Source organism: Providencia sp. PROV040, assembly GCF_032706145.1.
Lineage (GTDB): Bacteria > Pseudomonadota > Gammaproteobacteria > Enterobacterales > Enterobacteriaceae > Providencia > Providencia hangzhouensis.
Window position 1 is genome coordinate 4,158,540 of the sequence record NZ_CP120530.1, and the last position, 18,487, is coordinate 4,177,026.

The window sequence follows — 18,487 nt, forward strand, 5'->3', positions numbered from 1 at the left end:
CAATAATAGCTGCAACACAGTCTCTTTTTCGCTGTGTTGTGACATAAAAATCGTTGGAGATAGTTATGTTTGACACAATTATTAGAAATGGGCATTTAGTTCTTGAAGAGGGTACGGTTCGCGCCGATTTGGCAATTAAAAAAGGCAAAATTGCTGCTTTACTTGGCCCTGATGAGCCCGCTGAATGCCAAAAAGAAATTGATGCGCAAGGCCGATTAGTTCTACCGGGTTTAATTGATGCGCATATGCACACACAGGCTCCATTTCAAGGGATTTCCCCGCAACTTACCTTTTATCAGCAAAGTATTTGCGCCGCATTTGCGGGTGTCACAACCTATATGGATTTTACCAATACTTGGAAAGGCTCAAGTGTTCTTCAGGCGCTAGATGACCGTATTGAGGAAATGACTGAGTCTGCGATTGATTTTAGTGTACATGGCAAATTTGTTGAAGCTAACGAGCAGCTATTAGATGAAATTCCACTTCTTGCGGCAAAAGGGTGCCCAACATTTAAATTATTTATGACTTACCGTAAAGAAGGTGTGATGGCAGATGATATGACTCTGATGCAGGTCTTTAAACGTGCAAAAGAAAATAACTGTATGCCATTGATCCATGCGGAAAGTAATGCGATAGCAGAAACCGCGGTGGATGAGTGCATCAAAAATAACACCCTAACTTGGCGTGACTTTGCCAATAGTAAGCCCGTTATTTGTGAAACAGAAGCCTTTGGCCGCGTGGCTAAACTCGCTGAATCAGTTGGTGTTCCTCTTCTGATTGTTCATACCACAAATGGTTCTTGTCTAAACATTGCACAACAAGCACAAGAGCGAGGCCAAAAACTGTATATTGAAACGGGCCCTCACTATTTAACGCTGTTCGATGAACTCTATGATGATATTGAAAATGGGCATCTGGCCATTTGTTCGCCTCCACTGCGCACTCGTAAAGAGCGGGATGAACTTTGGGATGGCATTAAGAACGGTACGATCACCTTGATTGGTTCCGATGATTGCACTTTCACTCGTGAGGAAAAGGAAAAGGCTTTACAGCGCGATGCCAATGGCAAAATTATCCCCGATTTTACTAAGGTGGTGAATGGGTTATCTGGCCTCGAAATCCGTTTTAATTTGATGGTAACCGAAGGTGTAGAGAGCGGAAAAATCACTATGAACCAAGCGGTTGCACTATGTAGCACTAACATTGCGAAAACCATGGGATGTTATCCACAAAAAGGGACGCTATTACCTGGAGCTGATGCTGACATTGTCATTTTTGATCCGAATGAGGAATGGGTTATTTCAGCCAATAACTTACACAGTGGTGCTGGCTATAGCCTACATGAAGGATATAAAGCGAAAGGAAAAGTTAAAACAACCCTTTTACGTGGCGAAATCATTATGGATAACAACACCTTTATGGGAAGTAAAGGCCAAGGGAAATTTATTAAACGTACTTTGAAATTAAACTAAAACGACAATAAATATGAGGCTAGACTCATGAATAATGGACAAAATATTTCACAGGAATTGCTTGCTAAAGCCAATCAGGAATTGCTACCTACACAGGAAAAAGACAGAACGTTAAAGACGCGCGACTTGCTGGTGCTTTGTTCATCGATGGTGATCAACGTTGTGGGGTTGGTGATCCCCGCTCAAGTACTTTTAAGAGGAGGATATTCCCCTATTGAAGTGTTAATTGCTTGTTTTTTCGGTTTTTTATTAGTCACCGTGTTAATTACGTTAACTGGTGATATCGGTACACGTTACGGTGTTCCTTTCACCATTTTTATTCGCGACTGCTTAGGAAAACAAGGGGCGAAAATTGGTGCGATATGTCGAGCTATCGTCTGTTTAACATGGTGCGGTGTGATTTTATTTTTAGGGACACAGGCGATTAATGCGATTATCGAAATTGTCACTGGGGTTTCCATGTTTTGGGTGATATTCATCACTTATGCATCCTTACAGCTATTCAATGCAAGCCGTAACGTAGACAGTATGAGTAAGTTTGGCACATTGGCAGTCCCCATTCTGGCATGCGGATTGGTGTCATTGGTTGCTTGGTTATTACAAGAACACCAAATTTCTTTACCCGATATTGTGACGGCTTCTCCATTAGAAGGAACCGGGTTCAGCTTTATTACTGTTATTGCTATCTTTAGTGGAGGATGGTTATCTGAAGCTCTAAATGGCAGTGACTTAACCAGAAAGCTAAAATTACCTGAAAACAGTGCATCAAGTAGCTTCTTTGCTCGTAATAAACGCACTATCTTTTGTTTTGGGCTTGGGTTTGTTGGTACAGGCTTATTGCTCACTCTTGCAGGGTTGATTAGTGCTTATCTGACGAAAAGCGATAACCCTATTGGGATGCTACAAATTGCTTTCGCTGATAACGCAACCATATTAATTATTAGCTGTATTATCATTGTATTTGCACAATGGACCGTCAATACCTGTGCGAATATTTTTCCCGCAACATTAATTATGCTTAATTTCTTCCCTAAATTAACTTTCGCAAAAGCGACATGGCTAGTTGGGTTGATTAGTATTTTAATGATGCCATGGTTATTATTAAGCTACCTTGATTATGTGCAAATGATTTTCTCTGCAATACTCGCTCCCATATTGGCGATTATGCTAGTACATTATTACCTTATTCGTAAATGTCATCTTAATTTAGAAAACCTGTACAGCGATGATATTCCTAACTGGCGAAAACCGGGTATTACTGCGCTAGTGATTGGGTTGGTATCAGGTATGATAGGTTATAATTTTGCATTCTTTATTGCATTTCCGATTACAGCAATTATTTATTATCTACTAGCAAAGAAAGCCAATATTTAAAAATAGTAATAAAATAAAGCCAAATTTTAATTATTCAAATATTAGCCATTTAACTAAGTGGGGCACTAACGCTATCTGAATATTGATTATCTATATAATAAATTTAAACTTGTTTTTATAATTTATTTATTATCCTAGAAATAAGTATGATGAATGCTAAAAAGGCGTCTATATTTTAGACGCCTTTAACAATGAAGATATTTAATTAACGTTGGCTATCAAAGTAATTCGATATTTGTTTAAGATTGGCACCAGTTGCAAGGGCGAGTTGTAAGAGAATGCGAGACTTTTGTGGGTTTAAAAAGCCAGACCCGATAGCAAATGATTTACTACTCACATAGCCAGAGCCTGTTCGGGTTGCCATTACAACAGGAATACCTTTGTCACTGAGCTGCTTAATTGCCTCCTCCATGTTACTTGAGACATTTCCATTACCACTGCCCGCAACAATAATCCCTTTGGCTCCGTTATTGATAGCGGCATGAAGCATAGCTGGGGTCTGGTCTTGGTAGGCATAAATAATTTCAACATTAGGGAGTTTATCTACCTTACTAACATCGAAAAAAGTACGGTCAACAGGCTGTGCAGGGGTATAGTAGAATTTGGGTTTTCCACTGACAAAGACTCCAAGATAGCCAGGTTCATAAGATTTAAATGCATCAGGAGTGGTTGAGTTTGCTTTGGTGGTATAAAAAGCAGAACCAATGCGGTCGTTTAAAACTACCATGACTCCGCGATTTTCAGCTTTCTTATCCGCAGCAAGTACGACGCTTTCAAGCAGATTCATTGGGCCATCTGCACTGATAGCGGTTGCTGGTCTCATGGCTCCGACAATAACGATAGGCTGTTTATTTTGGGTGGTTAACTCTAAGAAGAACGCTGTTTCTTCAATTGTATCCGTCCCATGGGTGATAACGACGCCTTGTTGTTTTCCTTCATTCAGTAAATGATTAACACGTTTACTGAGATTTAATAGGATCTCGCTGCTAATATTGCCGCTGATGGTGTTAGAAATCTGTTCTCCTTTGACGATAGCAACATCGTTGATTTCTGGCACGGCATTGATTAACACATTAATACCCAGTGAGCCCGCTTTATATTCGGTGGTATCAAGGTTGGATTTGGAGCTTCCTGCGATGGTCCCCCCAGTGGCTAAAATAGTTACGTTGGGTTTAATGGCATCAGCTGCGAGTGAAACAGAGGTATATAAGATCAGGCTAGAAAGTAGTGTATTTAATAATGTCTTTTTCATCATATTTCCTTAAAAAAACCTTATAACATCATCAGCTATAAGGTTTCATAATTGGCTTATATTGATTTGCTGTTTTTATACGGATAAACGTTGTAGTAACCCTGTAAAGATTGAAAAACCAGTGAATAGCTGTTCTTCATCGATATCAAATTTGGCTTGATGGTGGCCAGCTTTGATATCAGATCCAATCACAAAATAAGCGGCCTTTCCGCCATGAGCTTGTACGCGTTTAATCAACAGTGTGGCATCATCACTGCCATTAAAATTCATGGTGCGCTGTACTTTTTTTACGGCTGGAATGGTTTGGGCTACTTCGGTGATATAGTCAGTCATTTCATCGTCAGGAATGAAATCAACGGCTTCCCCCATGACCTCAGTTTCGAGTTCAACATCAAAGCTGAGTGCTACACCACGTGCACGTCTTAAGGCTTCTTCGGTCATGTAATTGTTAATTTTTTCATTTTCGCCACGTACTTCAATTTGCATTTGTGCGTATGAAGGGATCACATTACGGCCTTCTCCTGCATTTAATACCCCGACATTAGCGCGGGTCATTCCTTCACCGTGGGTAGGTAGACTTAAAATCTGGATAGTCGCGTTACAAGCGGCGAGTAATGCATTTTTTCCGGCATGTGGCTCCATACCTGCGTGCGCGGCTTTACCTTTAAAACGTAGATCCATTTTTAATGTTGAAAGGTAACGTTCCGGTGCAGCTACAATCACTCCACTTGGGATATCACAGCCAAGATGCCCGCAAGCAAAGTAATCAACATCATCTAGAATGCCACTTTCGGCGATAGGCTTTGCTCCGCGTACACCTTCTTCAGCTGGCTGGAAAATGAGTTTAATAACACCTTTTAGTGAACTATTTTTATTTTCCATCAACCATTTTGCGACACCGAGGCCGATAGCCATGTGCCCATCATGGCCACAAGCATGCATATAGCCTTGATTAGTAGAGTTAAATCCTTCTTGATTTGGAATGTGCTCTGCCGTATCGGTTTCTTGTACATTGACACAATCAATATCAAAACGAAATGCGATAGTGGGCCCCGGCCGTCCGGTATCAAAGATTGCTGCACATCCTGTGTAGTCGCCGATCCTTTCGAGTAGCGCATCATCGACTCCACGTTCTTTGGCTGCGTGCTTGGCTTTTTCAACAATGGATGGATTGCGCCCACGAATAAAATCAGGGTTGATGATCTGCTCCCCTGTTAATACGTGGTGCCCCATTTCTTCAAGTATTTTAATTAAGGTCGCCGTGGTATAAAACTCCCCCCAACCCGTTTCTGGGTAACGGTGGAATTGACGTCGCCACGTAACTAATGAGGCATTATCTATTGTAGTCATTTTTATTTTCCTTTTAATAACCCATTCTACGCATACAGAAAATATGCATAAATTAACGTTGCTATCGTGCCTACCGCTAAAGGTACAGAGGTTCTTTTCACTACTTCAACAGGACTCACTTTGATTACCGATGCGACAATAATGACGACAGCTGAGACTGGAGAGATTGCTCGAACTAAGTTAGACGTAAATTGCATTGGAAGAGCAACCATAATTGGATCAACATGGGCTTGATTAGCTATAGATGGAATTAATTCAATGAAAGAATAAAATACCGCATTACCACTACCGCTAATAAAGGTGATTAATGCTGTTAAGCCGGAGAAAATAAACATTAATCCAACGCCTGCATTATTCACGTTTTTGACCACGCCCGAAATCATATCGATGATGCCAATAGCATTAAGGCCAGCAACAAGCGTACCTGCGGCAACAATCAGAACAACAACTTGAGAAAAGCCTTCACCCATGCCTTTAAAAAAGAGCCCAGCTTGAACCATTTGTTCTTTTGGATTGCCTTTACGGATAAGTTCAGTGGCAAATGCAAGAATAAAAGAGAAGAGTGTGATTTCAACAAGCCCCACTTTAATTTCTCGAAAACAGAGTCCTAAAACGATAATTAGAATAAGTGGAACGAGCGGAAATAAGGCGTAGTAGGCAGGGGGTAGTTCTTTATTACCTTCGAGTTTACTTTCATCAACTTCAGTAAATGCGGATGCACCTTGGCGCTTATCCATATACTTTTGCCAAAAATAGTGTGCAAATCCCATTAATAATAAAACAGGAAGTGAGACAACAGCATGGTGTAACGTGACGTAGTCGACAACATGTTCAAAACCCAGTAATCGAGCCGCAACAACATTATCACCCCCTAGTGGTGTTGGCATAATTGTCGCCGTAGTTGCAATAATCCCTGCCGCTGTCATTGATGACATTTTGGCAGCTCTTAATATTGGATATAAGGTCGCCATTAAAATAACGGCTAATGAAGCTGCGCTGGGGATCACTAATGATAGTAAGTTTCCTAACCAAAAAACGATTGGGACTAGGATATAAGGAGAACGAATTTTTGAAATAGGTTTTGCGACTAAATGAACGGCTGCATCGTTTGCACCAATGCGTGACATATAAGAAGAAAAACCAAATAGGACCATGATTATGATCCCTGCGCCACCAAACTGTTTTATAAACCCTAGCTGTATTTGTTTTAGTGGATCAAGCCAAATATTCCCTGTACTTTGTTTTATATCTAAAATGGGCATCCCTAACATTGCTGCGCTGAGCATCAGCGCAATACCAGCAGTGAACAATACAATCTTTGCTTCGTAGTTCTTCGCAATTGCATAACCCGCCAGTATCAACACTATTACACTGATAAATATAACAGTCATAGCTGCCTCTCATTATTATTTCTTTATTGGAAGTATCTTCACAAGAAGATATATCAATATTAGTAATTCGCTTTTTAATATCAATCAAAAAACGTACTATAATTGATTTTTATCATGAACAATTACTTTTCTTTCACCTTGAATCTAATCCAACTTGTATCTTCTTGTGAAGTATCTTAGTGTGAAGATATATTTTTATTGAAATGGTGGTAAAAGTTCAATGACGATGAGAAAAGTATCTTTAGTGGGTATCACACTAGCGCTAAGTGCCGCTTTTTTATGGGGTACTGCGGGGACGGCTCAAAGCTTTGTACAGGGTGCAACAGCACCTTACTGGATTGGTGCATTTAGATTACTTGTTGCGTGTTTATTCTTCCATTTGTTGTTTTTTTATCGTGGTGCAAGCCGCCAATCACTAAAAATAAATGAGCGACAGCAAAGCGAAAATTCTTCGAATAGGTCAAGGATATATTGGCGATATATTACTATCGCAGGTATTTGTATGGGGTTATATAACTTAACGTTTTTTGCAGGTATAAAGGCGACAGGGATTGCCATTGGTACAGCAACAACTATTGGTAGCGCACCTATTTGGGCCGGCTTAATGCAGGCGATTCTTCTCAAGAAATCCCCATCTTTACTTTGGTGGCTTGGAACTTTTTGTGCGACAGCTGGAGGGACATGGATGGTTCTTTCTCAAAGTAGCAGTTGGCAAATCAATACGGGGGGCTTACTTATTTGTTTAAGTGCTGGCTTTTGCTATGCACTTTATACGTTGATGAGTAAGAAATTGGTTAGCATTGATTCTCCATTAACCATTACTAAGCATACATTCAGTATTGCTATATTTATCGCGGTTCCAATTGCTTGGATACTAGCGGGAACGCCAACTGTCAGTTGGGTGAGCATTGCAGTCATATTTTATCTTGGATTATTAACAACTGGAGTGGCTTATCTTTTATATACTCAAGCTTTGAAACATATTAGTGCTCCAACAGGAGTGGCATTGGGTTTAATTGAACCAATTGTGGCATTTTTCCTGGCGATCGTTGTTGCCCATGAAAATGTTAATATGTTTGCTATAGTAGGGCTATGTTTGATTTTGGCTGGGTTATGGTTAGTTTTAAAGTCTGAGGGACGGGTCAGTAAAAAACCTAACTAAAGTGATTAAGGCAAAATGAAGACAGCTCAATGTGAGCTGCACCCTGAGGTTTATTCCAACTTTGGGGTTTTTTATTAAGCCCCATTTTTTTCGTTGAGCTCAGATTTTTGTGATTGAATAAGTTTTTTCAGTAGCATTGCGAGTTGATCTTTATTTTCGTCATCTAATCCTTGAACTAATGATTTTTCAATCGCGACGTGAGTTTCCACAGCTTCAAGGGTTAGCTTTCGTCCCTCTGGTGTTATTTTTACAATCACACCACGTCTATCCGCAGGATCTGGAATTCTAACAATAAATTTCTTTTCTTCTAATCGATTAATTCGGTTAGATAACCCACCGGAGGAAATAAGGATTTTTTTTTGAAGTTCTTTTGGTGAAAGCTGACGATCAGGATTCCTAGCAAGTGCTGCTAGTACCTCAAACTCACCCACATTTAGATTATAACGAGCGAGATTGGCATCAATAAATTGAGAAATATAATGGCTCATGCGTACTATGCGGGCGATAATAGGCAAACCACTCAAGTCTAATGTAGGGACGGTTTCCAGCCACTCTTGTATTAGTGTATCAACAAAGTCTTTATCTGACATTTTTTTGATTTCTTTCATGACTAAAATCCAGTATTGAGCTTATTTGTATACTAAGTCTGAATCAACCTAACTCTTTATATTTTCAATATAAGTTTATCATGAAAAAGGAGCATTTCACACACTTACCCCTATTCAGAGTATTGAACTAATCGGAGTGTCAGTAGAAACTCAATTTTTACATTTGACTTAATATAAGATTTTTCGATTGCATGTTCTTTTTATAATTTAGCATTGGTAGCTATGTATTGTCACATTTGAATCGGTAATACATACCTATGATTGGCTTTTTATTACATTAGGGGGTACCGTCCGGTTCAGGCGAGTTTATATCGTTAGGACTTTTAATGCTAAACTCAAATTATATCATGTGGTTGCTGGTTTTTTCGCTAAATTTGCCAAATGGTTTAGCTTGCAGATATACCTTTGGTGAAGTGAGAGTGCCACATCGAGTACCAGCAATGCACTGGTTATTTACTTTGCGGTGCTAGTGGGTTTCAAGTTTTCTATCGGGTTAGAAATATTATTGAAATGAAAAGGTTACAGCTTATTAATATTCATAAAAGCAGCGTATTCTATTTAAAAATACGCTGCTAAACTACCAAGTTAGTGAATTGGGTTCGAAGGCTTTGATTAACTAATTAAATGCAATAATGACGACTGCATTTCCTGTGTAATATCCAGGCGTTACCGTTCCTGATGCATGCAATTCAGAAGTGAATGTAAATGAATTCGCCGCATTGTTTCCAGAAATATTCATGTTCGCGCCATTCCAGCCATTTTGATTATTAATTAATGGATTTGAATAAAAGTTAGAAGTCGAATTTAAATATACATAACGCTCACCCGTGGTTGAACGAGCAAATAAATTGATATTTGTCGCCTGTGTACAAGTGATATTGCCAGAAACTGAGTTTGTTTTACCATTTAAACTCGTGTTACTGAGCGCCCCGTGATTAACAAAAGAAGGCAAAGAAATACTACATGTTTGATTTGTAGGTGGAATTTTACCACAAACGCTACCTGGCCATTGGATTGCATTCCTAACTCCCGGGGTTGGTTTATGGTTGACATAAAATAACCCAATACAAGTTGCATTTGGGCTATCAATGACAAACGATGCACGATAAGGAATTCCTTTTGCATTACGAAACGCCGCAGCGACTTCTTCCGCTGTTCGATACTGGTTAATTCGAATGCAGTTACCATAATCTAAGCAAGAGCCACTCAACGACGGCGCACCAGATGCATACAGAACATCAGGGCCTACCCAGCATTCTGTTGACCCATAACAAGGGTTAGTGACACCACTTGCTTCACTCCAAGAAAGAATGTCCATCTCAACACGAGGCCAGGCTCCAGAGGTCATACTCACAGGCATTACATACGCAATCGCATTGGCTGGGCGAGAAGGAAATAGAGACGCTAATGCGATGATTAATAATAAAATACTCAAACGGCTTGTATTTAACATTCCGTATATTTTTGCTTTTTTCGCATACATAATGATTTACTCATAATCTAATTTGAACGTGGCACTCGCAGCCCATGAACCGAGCACAATTGATTTATTTTGCAATGCAACTGGCTCAGCTCTCACATACGCTTGAAATCTTAGGTCATTATTATTTCCGGTATATAACCCTTGGGTATAACTGCCACTATTAATTTTGATTGCCGCACCGGAAATACTTTCAATACCAACAGCCACGCCAGTTGCTTGGCTTCCTGCATCTAATGCCAATAAACCAGGTAAAGCTGAATTTTCTGCGCCAATAAATGTGACTTTTACTTCATGGCCTAATGCTAAATCGCAATTGATTAAGCGAATGGTAAAAGGTTGGCTATTTGTTTGAGTATTTAGATACAGGTATTTATCCACTATCGTACCGAAATCTAATTCAATCGATTCGTCGCCCGGATAAACGTCACAAGCATCTTCAATTAGCGTGCCATCAAACTCCACATTTGCAGAAAAAGCCGCAGTGGCACCCAAAAACCATAAGCTAAAGGCAAAGCTCATATTACGTTTAATATTCATAGTTATGACTGCCGCCTCCTATTCAAAAATAATGGTTAACGTGCCTGATGCAGTAAAATTATCCCCTACAAGTTCGCTTCCTGAACGCATGACAGGAACGGCTGAAAGGGATGGTAATGAAGCCGCATTAATCAAAAAGGCTTCATTCAATGGTTGAGGTTGGCCATTTTTTTGAATTTGAATTCCTAATTTGCCATTATTCAACGGTGTCACTGTTCTTAATGTCGCATTATCAAATCCACTTCCTGCAGGTGTTCCTCCGAATATCAAGCTGATATCCCACGGTTGTGTCATATCGCCAACACAATTTAATTGAAAAGGAATAGATTGCTTGAAGGCGGTACCGTTGATTTTTCGTACACCCACTTTACCGAATGATACTTTTATTGGGTCGTCATGGCTTAATTGGCAAACAGGAGGAATAATTAACGTGCCATCAAATGCCCAATTTGCTTGCGCTGAAGATATGGACATCACCATTATAAATCCTGCCATCCAATGCTTAATTTGATTGTTATTCCACATAATCATTCTCACTGATACTCAATTTTCAGTGTTGCCAGTGCTGTAAAAAATCCGCCATCGGTATTTGTAAAATTGGCATTACTGTTTTTTACTGGGGCAACCTCTAAGGCTGGCAGCGCTGTATATAACACATTGAAAGGCTGGTTAATAACTTGCTTAGCATTGTTCACATAAAAAGAAAGACCGAGTTTTGGGTTACTCGTTTTCAATGCGCCATTGCTATTAAATGATGTTCCATCGCCGACAAGCGTGAGCTTTATAGCGTTTTTCGCTAGATTTGTGCAACTGAGTCTCATCGGTACAGCACGCTTGTATTGAACTCCATCAATACGTGGAAGCAATATATCGCCAAAATGTATAGTTTCTTGTTGGTTGTTATTCAAAATGCACTCGGGCGGTGTCACCAATAATCGACCTTTTAGCTGGATACCAAGTGTTGCTGCTTGGCTTTGGCTAAACAGGCTAAGCATCATGCAGACCGAGAGAAGATAACGGAATAATTTCATTGATATCATCCTATTGGTAATCCAATACCATCGTGAGATTGCCCGTAAAATCCCCACCTGATGTTAAGTTTACCCCTGTAGGTTTAACGGGGACGGCATACAAAGCAGGCGAATTCCCATAATTAAAATTGAGTGTTGCGCCATTGCTGAGTCGGGTTCCATCACGGTAAATGGCAATACCTAAATTCGGGAGATTGGTCGTCACGGATGACTCACCATTAATTTGCCTATCAGTCCATCTCAGCGTCATCTTTAATGTATTCTTATATAAGCCATTACATATCAAGTTGTAATTGATAGGTGAGCGCCCATAAGCACCGTCAATCTTTGCCTGATGTATATCGCCAAAATCTACAGAAGTCGTTGTTGCACCGCCAAGGGTACATTCCGGCTCACCGTATACCGTCACACGAATTTGGATATTAGTGCTGAGATTCGCAGCGATAGCTTTGTAAGAAAAGCTGAGTGAAATCAGAGCACCAAAGAGAATTACCCCAACTAGGACAAGTGCTTTAAAGCATATCGTAAGAAAATAAGCTCCTCTCATCTCCATGCCCCTATTCATAACTTACCTGGAATCTAATTAACGCCTGATAAGCTCCAGCATTTAGTTGAGCGGAGGTACGTACCGGCGTTACATAGTAAGTTAATTGGTTTTGTCCAGGTGAAACCAACTGTGGTGTACTGTACTCACCTAAGTTAATTGGTGAACGCGCTGCATCACTTAATTGCAGGCCAATCCCCTGAACACCGATAACAGCTGCCAAGCGCGGGTCTTGAGTATCTATAGGAGCCAAAAAGCGGATCTTCATTGAAGGCATTTGTTGGCTCCACAAAAGATTCCCCTGTGCAGTACGGCTGCGGCTTTCACCACTTAGACAATCTTCTAAACGCAGTTCAATCGCAACAGGGTTACCTGTTTGCCCGACATGCTGAAGCTGTCCGGTTCCCACAGTACCTAAATTAATAGTTTGATATGCTGATGACATTGCTAAACGACAAGCACTTTCCGTCAAGGCCCCATGGACATATAGCGTGCCATGTGAACCATCTACATCCCAGCTATCAACTTTATTTAGAGCTGTTCCCATCGCCATGTTACTGAATAAATTCAGCGCTAAACTTCCTAAGCCCACATAACGGAGCATCCTGCTTGTGTTTGCCATGATATTCTCCTGCTATCTCATCGCGCATTTCAAATCAGTCTATTTTTTTTCAGGTACCACATGGCAGCTATTTCCCTGACATGTAAACGACAGTGTTGGACGACCACCGTAATCATTGATATAGGTCAGCACAGGTTTATTGCCTAATGCGTCTGCACTGACGTTCAGTGCTTTGCTGCTTTTGGGGGCAACCATTACGGGCTCAAACCCTGCGACTGTCTGTCCATTTTTGTTGGGGACTGCATCGACAAAAGAAACGTAATAGGCAGTTGGGTTATTAATCGTATACTGGTTACCCTGACGCGTAAGAGTCACTTTTTCCTGCCATGGGTTATCCATTTGTTCACGTGTTGGAATGATTGATTTTGGTCGATAAAACAATTTAATACGTGTCTGTAATGCCAGTTGCAGCGTATTGGGTTTATCACTTTTCGGTGGGATCTCACGCAAATTAAAGTAATACACGGATTCTCTGTCTTGCGGCAGAGAAGCGGCACTTGGCAGAGCTTGGATTTTGATTTGGCTTTTTGCCCCCGGCTCAACACGTTGCACCGGTGGCAATACCGTAAATGGGTCGCTTATTTTTTCACCTTTCTCATTTTCCACCCAACCTTGAGCGAGATAAGGTAATTGTTTGTTTTCGTTGCTGATGTTTAAACTGATCGATTTTTCGTCTCCCGTAATAATCGCTCGAGTTCTATCTAATGCAACTGCCGCTTGAGCAGAAGATAGCGTTGTTGAAGTCAACACAACGCCAGCCAATGCGAATACTGCTCTATGGGCATTTTTTTTGTTCATCAATTTGTTTTTCATCATGTTATTCATCATATTGTTATCTTCTATGGTTAAGGAGCACTCATCGCTCTTTGCGTACCACCATTTTTATTATTTTTGTAACCAGCGACTTGGTTCCTTTGGCACCGTTCTTTCAACTACAGGCACAACAAGTTCTGCTGCTTTCGGCATTGCTTCTAATGCACGACTCGCTGATTGTGTCTTTATGGTCGCTGGCGATGCGGCTTTTGCTCCCGGTTTGTGGCACGGTAGTAACCAGCTTGCCTGTAAATATTCATCTTCTGGCAAGGTATTAGGGAGTGTGATTTCACACTGCACTTGGTCATCCCAACGAACTTGCAAGGTATCTTTTGCATTTAAACCAGTGAGATAGGTATTTCCATCATCACCCACCATACCGACTTGCTGACCACGACCATTTAAGACAATTGCCCCGAAAGGTGGTGTGCTATTGTCCGACAGCCTTAACAACGCCATCGCACTGTTTCCTGCGACAACATCAAATTGACGGTAGCCAATTGCCCCTTCCGTTAAAGTGCCTTGCTTTATAGATTGAGACACTTGCGCTTCATCTGGTAATGCATTCAAATCAACGCTAATTTGGTTACGGTAATAGCTATTCACGTCACTAATAACGGCTTGTCCAAAGCGGTTAGTGCGCACAATCGAGCCGTAACCACGTAATGGGATATTAGGTACTCCATCGGTATCAACAAATATGCGAGTACCACCAATTTGGCTACCACGATGCAGTACGGCACCTTTCTCCGTTGCGGTGAAACCACCTTGTAAAGAGAACCCCGCAGATCGATAACGGTCTTGTTGGTAAGTTGCATTCGCGTTGAGCTGTGCTAAGTCTCCCTGATGAGTGTAATAGCCGCTCACAAGTGCACCTGAACGTGCCCATCCGGTACTTAACTGATAGTTATTTCTTTCATCGATGGTGCTGTAGTAACTCACGCGCTGTGAGTTATCATTTTTATCCCAGCTACTGTTATAACTAATGGAACTTTTTTCACCCCAAGGCACTGTGAGTGATGCGTATACGCCATCATCATTGTTTTCACGATAACGATTTCGATATGCCGTCAAGTTGAGGCTAAGATTCTTCCATTTACCAATATCAAAATAGCGAGCTAACGAAATACTATAGCGGTCGTTATCCGGTTGATCCCAATAGGTTTGATGGTAATAATTGATGAATGCACTTAGCCCTAACTCTGAAAATTGTTGGTTATAAGAGATGGTATACATTTCTTTGCTGTTGTATTGGCGTGCACCTGTTTCCTGCGCATCCAAATACTCAGACATACTCATAAAACCTTGCTCAGAGAATCGATATCCTGCAAATGTCACTTGGCTGTTATAGGTATCAAAACGTTTAGAGTAACTTAAACGATACGAGCTCCCGCGATACGTTTTATTGCCAATATCACCTAAGTTGGTTAAATGTGCCCGAGCATGAGTAATATCGAATGACAATGCGCCGAATACCATTAAGTCACGACCAATCCCTATAGCCGCGGATGCATAGTTTTCTGCACCAATTCCACCACCATACAGTGACCAGCCGTTGTTAACCCCCCAAGAGAATTCGCCACTTGCAAAGGTATCGCCACTAACATGATGGCGCCAATTTGTTGGGCGCCCTGCGGCTAATTTGTAACGCAGTTGCCCCGGGCGTGTTAAATACGGAACACTTGCAGTATTTACAGTGAAAGTCTGTGTTGAGCCGTCTTGTTCTTTAACTTCAACATCGATTTGCCCAGCCAATGCATCATTTAGGTCTTGGATACGGAATGGGCCCGCAGCGACTTGAGTTTGATAAATAATGCGTCCTTGTTGGCTCACGATGACGGTTGCATTACTTTTTGCTACCCCAGTAATTTCTGGTGCGTATCCACGTAGATTAGGTGGTAGCATATTGGTATCGGTAATCAGGCTAAGCCCTGTAAATCTGAAACTATCAAAAATATCAGAGGTTAAATAATCTTCACCTAAGGTGAGTTTTGCGCCTAAGGATTTGATTGCTCGGTAGACATAATAACGAGTCCAATCTAGTGATGTGGTCGTGCTTTGACCTTGCTGCTTATCAATACGCATTTGCCAGTCAGCACGAACTCGCCAAGCACCCAAGTTAACGCCAGCAACCCCATTACCGCTGGTACTGTAGTTGGTTTGTTGTCCTGAGCGGGTTTGTTGGCCCACTTGTGCATTTAAGTTGTAATCAAACAATGCGCCGGGTAACCCTTCTTCCCAGCGTGCAGGAGGATCCCAATTCTCAGCGGTATATTCGAGGTAGGCTTGCGGCAAACTAATATACATAGCCGAAGTTGCAAGGTCGGCTTTAACTTCAGTTCCGGGTAAACTTTCAAGCGATAAACATTGTCCTTCGTGCCACCACTTTAACGTCGACATCAATTCAGGTTTGATACCGAATTTTTCAACTAAAGCAGGGCTCAGGCAAGGGAGGCTTTCATTCGACTCACCTTCAGGTGCATAGTAAAAGACAGTTTCTTCCGGCATGCTTTGCTTGTTTAAGAAAACCGTAAAACTGTATTCACCAGGCATGAGATAGCCTGGACGCGCAAATTGGCTTAGATCAATGTTGTTACGATCATTGACGTCTAGCATATCCATATTAAATTTAATATCGGATGCGTGACCACCAAAGCTAATAGCCAACGCGACTAAAAGCCCTAATCTGCAAGGCCGAGTTATCTGTAACACAGGCGTGTGAATGAAATTCAGGGTCATCATCTCGACCTTCTTTTGCGTTCTTTTATCCGTAATGTCATTTCGCTCACGAAGCTCATCCTACAAAGGGGAGTTTCATTTATAAGAGGAACCGACTATTCATAATCCAGTTTGAAACGTAATTGACTGTAGTATTGGCCTGATGCCAATGGGCGGTTATTCGCCACCAACCGTAGCCGATAGGTGAGATCTTTTGTTCCAGCTGTTAGGGAGCTCACTGACATTCCTTGGCCAGGTATGGCAATTTCACCATCTCCCTCACGTTGAATTTGTAATCCAACACCTTGAGCTTGTCCGTTCACACCAAATAACCCCCTGTCATGGGAGCCATCGAATGTTACGCGAAAGTATTGCCAATTCGGTTTGTCAGGATTTTGGCGTTCAAGAACACAATTCACTAATCGGATAACAAAAGGGCGAGCAGGTCCTTGCCCATCACGGCGAATTTGAGTCAGCGCAATACTTCCCATATCAATAGTTTGATCACGGCTGCCGACATCAATTGCACATGCTGTTTCAATAATGCTTCCATTCATACTCACTGAGCCTTGAGCATATGCAGTTGATACCGCAGTCAACGTGCCTATACTTAAGATCAATGAAAACACTCCACTGGTTATCGAATTATTCATTGCTCCCTCTCTTACACCCAATTCAGTCGGAATGAGCCAACAAATTAATTTGTTGGCTCAAGATGAATTACTCGTAAGACAGAGTGAAATCCGCTACTGAGCTAAAGTCACCGGCAGTGATAGTGTCGATATCGCCACCATTACCTTTTAAGTAAGCAGCGAAATTCAGTGTGTTGTTACCATTTTGAATTTGTTGGAATGGTGCTGCTGTTCCTAAAGTCACCACATTGCCGCTACCATTAGTGATCTGAACACCAGCGCCTGCGCCAGTACCAACAATACCCAGTGTTTTATTGGTATTGTCGAAAGATGCAGCAGCACCACTAAAGGTTAATTGAACACCTTTAGTCAGTTTAGTGATATCACAGTTCTCTAAAGTGATTTCGAATGGACGTGGAGTTGATTTACCGCCATCAACTAATGCCATGTTAGAAATTTGACCTAATTCAACTGTTTGGTCGATTGAGCTAGGAGAGATTGAGCATGGAGCATCGATAATAGCGCCTTTGAACGTTACTTTACCGTGGCCTTGATCTGCTGCGTTTGCTGCAGAAGCTAATCCCAGAGCCATAAAAGTTGCCATTGCAATAGATTTCATTTTCATGAATATAAAGTCCTATGTTTATTGTTAAGTAAAGAATGAGTGTCAGTTTTCATTGCTCATTGCAGACACTCTATTTGCAATGAACTGGAAAAAAGCAAAGCACTAGTATTTGATTTAAAAATCAAATACTAAAAATGAAATTGAATTGTTAATAATTAAAAAATATATTTAGTCTTCTATTAAAAAAACTTGAATTGGTACTTTAAATAACTCAGATAATTGAGATAAAAAATCAATGTTAATATGGTTAACTCCTGATTCATAACGGGAAATTTGCTGTTGGCTTACGCCAATATATCTCCCTAGTTCCTCAGCAGTTAATTTCATTTCTTTTCTGTGTTTTTTTATTTTTTTTCCTACAATAATATTAAATGTTGGTTTTATTATATTTTCTGACATAAGGTTAAACCTATTTCATAAATTGACTAGATCCAGAAAACCATCCTTCAGCTTTAAAATAACATTCCATATTATGGATATAATTTACTGAGTTATTTTGAAATCCAACACCATCTAATAAACAATTAATATCAATATCAAGCGAGTTCGCAATTTGCTTAATCTGCTCTAGGTGTAGTCGAATAACTCCGCGCTCAATACGTGAAACATGTTGCTGAGAGCATAAAAGTAAATCAGCTAACTCAGAGCCACTTAATCCTTTTGCTCGGCGGGCTTTATATATATTACCCCCGACAATTTCTTTAGGAGATAAGTTAGATTGCATAAAATCTTCCTCACGAAACTGAATGATTTACTAATTTAGCTGTTGTCAAAATGCACCAAATTGACAATAGTTGTATATTGTTAGTTAAATATTTCATTAATGAATGAATAATTTTAATTTTGTATTTTATTTTTAAAATTATTAGTTAA

Annotated in this window: 19 protein-coding genes; 3 read left to right on the forward strand and 16 right to left on the reverse strand. The window is 40.7% G+C overall.

Going from position 1 to position 18,487, the window contains the following annotated elements; genetic code table 11:
• Positions 1-65 precede the first annotated feature (65 nt).
• Both hydA and P3L40_RS19380 read left to right on the forward strand, forming a co-directional pair.
• Positions 66-1,472: a dihydropyrimidinase gene (gene hydA / locus P3L40_RS19375; protein ID WP_210853037.1), complete on the forward strand. Its 1,407-nt coding sequence runs from the start codon at positions 66-68 to the stop codon at positions 1,470-1,472.
• 27 nt (positions 1,473-1,499) lie between these two features.
• On the forward strand, positions 1,500-2,846 hold the full coding sequence (locus tag P3L40_RS19380) for a cytosine permease (protein ID WP_004259669.1): 1,347 nt from the start codon (positions 1,500-1,502) through the stop codon (positions 2,844-2,846).
• Between the two features lie 205 nt (positions 2,847-3,051).
• On the opposite strand, the gene P3L40_RS19385 is transcribed toward P3L40_RS19380, so the two are convergent.
• From P3L40_RS19385 to dcuC, 3 genes are all read right to left on the reverse strand, one after another.
• Positions 3,052-4,101 carry an asparaginase gene (locus P3L40_RS19385; protein WP_210853038.1) on the reverse strand — a complete coding sequence of 350 codons (1,050 nt, stop codon included), beginning with the start codon at positions 4,099-4,101 and terminating at the stop codon, positions 3,052-3,054.
• A 72-nt stretch (positions 4,102-4,173) separates the two neighbouring features.
• Positions 4,174-5,448, reverse strand: a complete 1,275-nt coding sequence (locus P3L40_RS19390; protein ID WP_004259661.1) for an amidohydrolase — start codon at positions 5,446-5,448, stop codon at positions 4,174-4,176.
• A gap of 26 nt (positions 5,449-5,474) precedes the next feature.
• Complete coding sequence (dcuC, locus tag P3L40_RS19395; RefSeq protein ID WP_004259659.1) at positions 5,475-6,839, reverse strand: C4-dicarboxylate transporter DcuC; 1,365 nt, start codon at positions 6,837-6,839, stop codon at positions 5,475-5,477.
• Between the two features lie 220 nt (positions 6,840-7,059).
• On the opposite strand from dcuC, the gene P3L40_RS19400 reads away from it, so the two are divergent.
• Positions 7,060-8,001, forward strand: a complete 942-nt coding sequence (locus P3L40_RS19400) for a DMT family transporter (protein ID WP_210853039.1) — start codon at positions 7,060-7,062, stop codon at positions 7,999-8,001.
• 74 nt (positions 8,002-8,075) lie between these two features.
• Here the strand turns inward: P3L40_RS19400 and P3L40_RS19405 are convergent, their stop codons facing one another.
• The 13 genes from P3L40_RS19405 to P3L40_RS19465 form a co-directional block, all read right to left on the reverse strand.
• Entirely contained in the window at positions 8,076-8,609 is a 534-nt protein-coding gene (locus P3L40_RS19405) for a MarR family winged helix-turn-helix transcriptional regulator (protein ID WP_004259653.1), read from the reverse strand.
• A 616-nt stretch (positions 8,610-9,225) separates the two neighbouring features.
• Complete coding sequence (locus P3L40_RS19410) at positions 9,226-10,092, reverse strand: hypothetical protein (RefSeq protein WP_136135308.1); 867 nt, start codon at positions 10,090-10,092, stop codon at positions 9,226-9,228.
• Between the two features lie 6 nt (positions 10,093-10,098).
• Complete coding sequence (locus P3L40_RS19415; protein ID WP_004259646.1) at positions 10,099-10,629, reverse strand: fimbrial protein; 531 nt, start codon at positions 10,627-10,629, stop codon at positions 10,099-10,101.
• Between the two features lie 18 nt (positions 10,630-10,647).
• Positions 10,648-11,160 carry a fimbrial protein gene (locus P3L40_RS19420; RefSeq protein ID WP_004259643.1) on the reverse strand — a complete coding sequence of 171 codons (513 nt, stop codon included), beginning with the start codon at positions 11,158-11,160 and terminating at the stop codon, positions 10,648-10,650.
• A gap of 2 nt (positions 11,161-11,162) precedes the next feature.
• Positions 11,163-11,660 carry a fimbrial protein gene (locus P3L40_RS19425; RefSeq protein ID WP_228677415.1) on the reverse strand — a complete coding sequence of 166 codons (498 nt, stop codon included), beginning with the start codon at positions 11,658-11,660 and terminating at the stop codon, positions 11,163-11,165.
• Between the two features lie 10 nt (positions 11,661-11,670).
• Positions 11,671-12,207: a fimbrial protein gene (locus P3L40_RS19430; protein WP_228677414.1), complete on the reverse strand. Its 537-nt coding sequence runs from the start codon at positions 12,205-12,207 to the stop codon at positions 11,671-11,673.
• 10 nt (positions 12,208-12,217) lie between these two features.
• A complete protein-coding gene (locus tag P3L40_RS19435; RefSeq protein WP_004907596.1) occupies positions 12,218-12,826 on the reverse strand; it encodes a fimbrial protein in 609 nt (202 codons plus the stop codon).
• A 39-nt stretch (positions 12,827-12,865) separates the two neighbouring features.
• Positions 12,866-13,639 carry a fimbria/pilus periplasmic chaperone gene (locus P3L40_RS19440; RefSeq protein ID WP_410482071.1) on the reverse strand — a complete coding sequence of 258 codons (774 nt, stop codon included), beginning with the start codon at positions 13,637-13,639 and terminating at the stop codon, positions 12,866-12,868.
• A gap of 72 nt (positions 13,640-13,711) precedes the next feature.
• Positions 13,712-16,381: an outer membrane usher protein gene (locus tag P3L40_RS19445; protein WP_136135306.1), complete on the reverse strand. Its 2,670-nt coding sequence runs from the start codon at positions 16,379-16,381 to the stop codon at positions 13,712-13,714.
• 92 nt (positions 16,382-16,473) lie between these two features.
• Positions 16,474-17,010, reverse strand: a complete 537-nt coding sequence (locus P3L40_RS19450) for a fimbrial protein (RefSeq protein WP_004259625.1) — start codon at positions 17,008-17,010, stop codon at positions 16,474-16,476.
• 67 nt (positions 17,011-17,077) lie between these two features.
• The gene (locus P3L40_RS19455) at positions 17,078-17,614 is read right to left on the reverse strand and encodes a fimbrial protein (protein ID WP_004259621.1); all 537 of its coding nucleotides are present in this window, start codon (positions 17,612-17,614) and stop codon (positions 17,078-17,080) included.
• Positions 17,615-17,782: 168 nt separating this feature from the next.
• Complete coding sequence (locus P3L40_RS19460) at positions 17,783-18,013, reverse strand: helix-turn-helix domain-containing protein (RefSeq protein ID WP_110591112.1); 231 nt, start codon at positions 18,011-18,013, stop codon at positions 17,783-17,785.
• A 10-nt stretch (positions 18,014-18,023) separates the two neighbouring features.
• On the reverse strand, positions 18,024-18,338 hold the full coding sequence (locus tag P3L40_RS19465) for a helix-turn-helix domain-containing protein (protein WP_004259612.1): 315 nt from the start codon (positions 18,336-18,338) through the stop codon (positions 18,024-18,026).
• Positions 18,339-18,487: the final 149 nt, after the last annotated feature.

Bases quoted from the DNA above. Each gene is read 5' to 3' on its own strand.
- P3L40_RS19410 (WP_136135308.1), bottom strand. From the start codon at position 10,092: ATGTATGCGAAAAAAGCAAAAATATACGGAATGTTAAATACAAGCCGT.
- P3L40_RS19405 (WP_004259653.1), bottom strand. From the start codon at position 8,609: ATGAAAGAAATCAAAAAAATGTCAGATAAAGACTTTGTTGATACACTA.
- hydA (WP_210853037.1), top strand. From the start codon at position 66: ATGTTTGACACAATTATTAGAAATGGGCATTTAGTTCTTGAAGAGGGT.
- P3L40_RS19420 (WP_004259643.1), bottom strand. From the start codon at position 11,160: ATGATTATGTGGAATAACAATCAAATTAAGCATTGGATGGCAGGATTT.
- P3L40_RS19450 (WP_004259625.1), bottom strand. From the start codon at position 17,010: ATGAATAATTCGATAACCAGTGGAGTGTTTTCATTGATCTTAAGTATA.
- P3L40_RS19390 (WP_004259661.1), bottom strand. From the start codon at position 5,448: ATGACTACAATAGATAATGCCTCATTAGTTACGTGGCGACGTCAATTC.
- P3L40_RS19435 (WP_004907596.1), bottom strand. From the start codon at position 12,826: ATGGCAAACACAAGCAGGATGCTCCGTTATGTGGGCTTAGGAAGTTTA.
- P3L40_RS19440 (WP_410482071.1), bottom strand. From the start codon at position 13,639: ATGAAAAACAAATTGATGAACAAAAAAAATGCCCATAGAGCAGTATTC.
- P3L40_RS19380 (WP_004259669.1), top strand. From the start codon at position 1,500: ATGAATAATGGACAAAATATTTCACAGGAATTGCTTGCTAAAGCCAAT.
- P3L40_RS19455 (WP_004259621.1), bottom strand. From the start codon at position 17,614: ATGAAAATGAAATCTATTGCAATGGCAACTTTTATGGCTCTGGGATTA.
- P3L40_RS19460 (WP_110591112.1), bottom strand. From the start codon at position 18,013: ATGTCAGAAAATATAATAAAACCAACATTTAATATTATTGTAGGAAAA.
- P3L40_RS19385 (WP_210853038.1), bottom strand. From the start codon at position 4,101: ATGATGAAAAAGACATTATTAAATACACTACTTTCTAGCCTGATCTTA.
- dcuC (WP_004259659.1), bottom strand. From the start codon at position 6,839: ATGACTGTTATATTTATCAGTGTAATAGTGTTGATACTGGCGGGTTAT.
- P3L40_RS19430 (WP_228677414.1), bottom strand. From the start codon at position 12,207: ATGAGAGGAGCTTATTTTCTTACGATATGCTTTAAAGCACTTGTCCTA.
- P3L40_RS19465 (WP_004259612.1), bottom strand. From the start codon at position 18,338: ATGCAATCTAACTTATCTCCTAAAGAAATTGTCGGGGGTAATATATAT.
- P3L40_RS19445 (WP_136135306.1), bottom strand. From the start codon at position 16,381: ATGATGACCCTGAATTTCATTCACACGCCTGTGTTACAGATAACTCGG.
- P3L40_RS19415 (WP_004259646.1), bottom strand. From the start codon at position 10,629: ATGAATATTAAACGTAATATGAGCTTTGCCTTTAGCTTATGGTTTTTG.
- P3L40_RS19425 (WP_228677415.1), bottom strand. From the start codon at position 11,660: ATGAAATTATTCCGTTATCTTCTCTCGGTCTGCATGATGCTTAGCCTG.
- P3L40_RS19400 (WP_210853039.1), top strand. From the start codon at position 7,060: ATGACGATGAGAAAAGTATCTTTAGTGGGTATCACACTAGCGCTAAGT.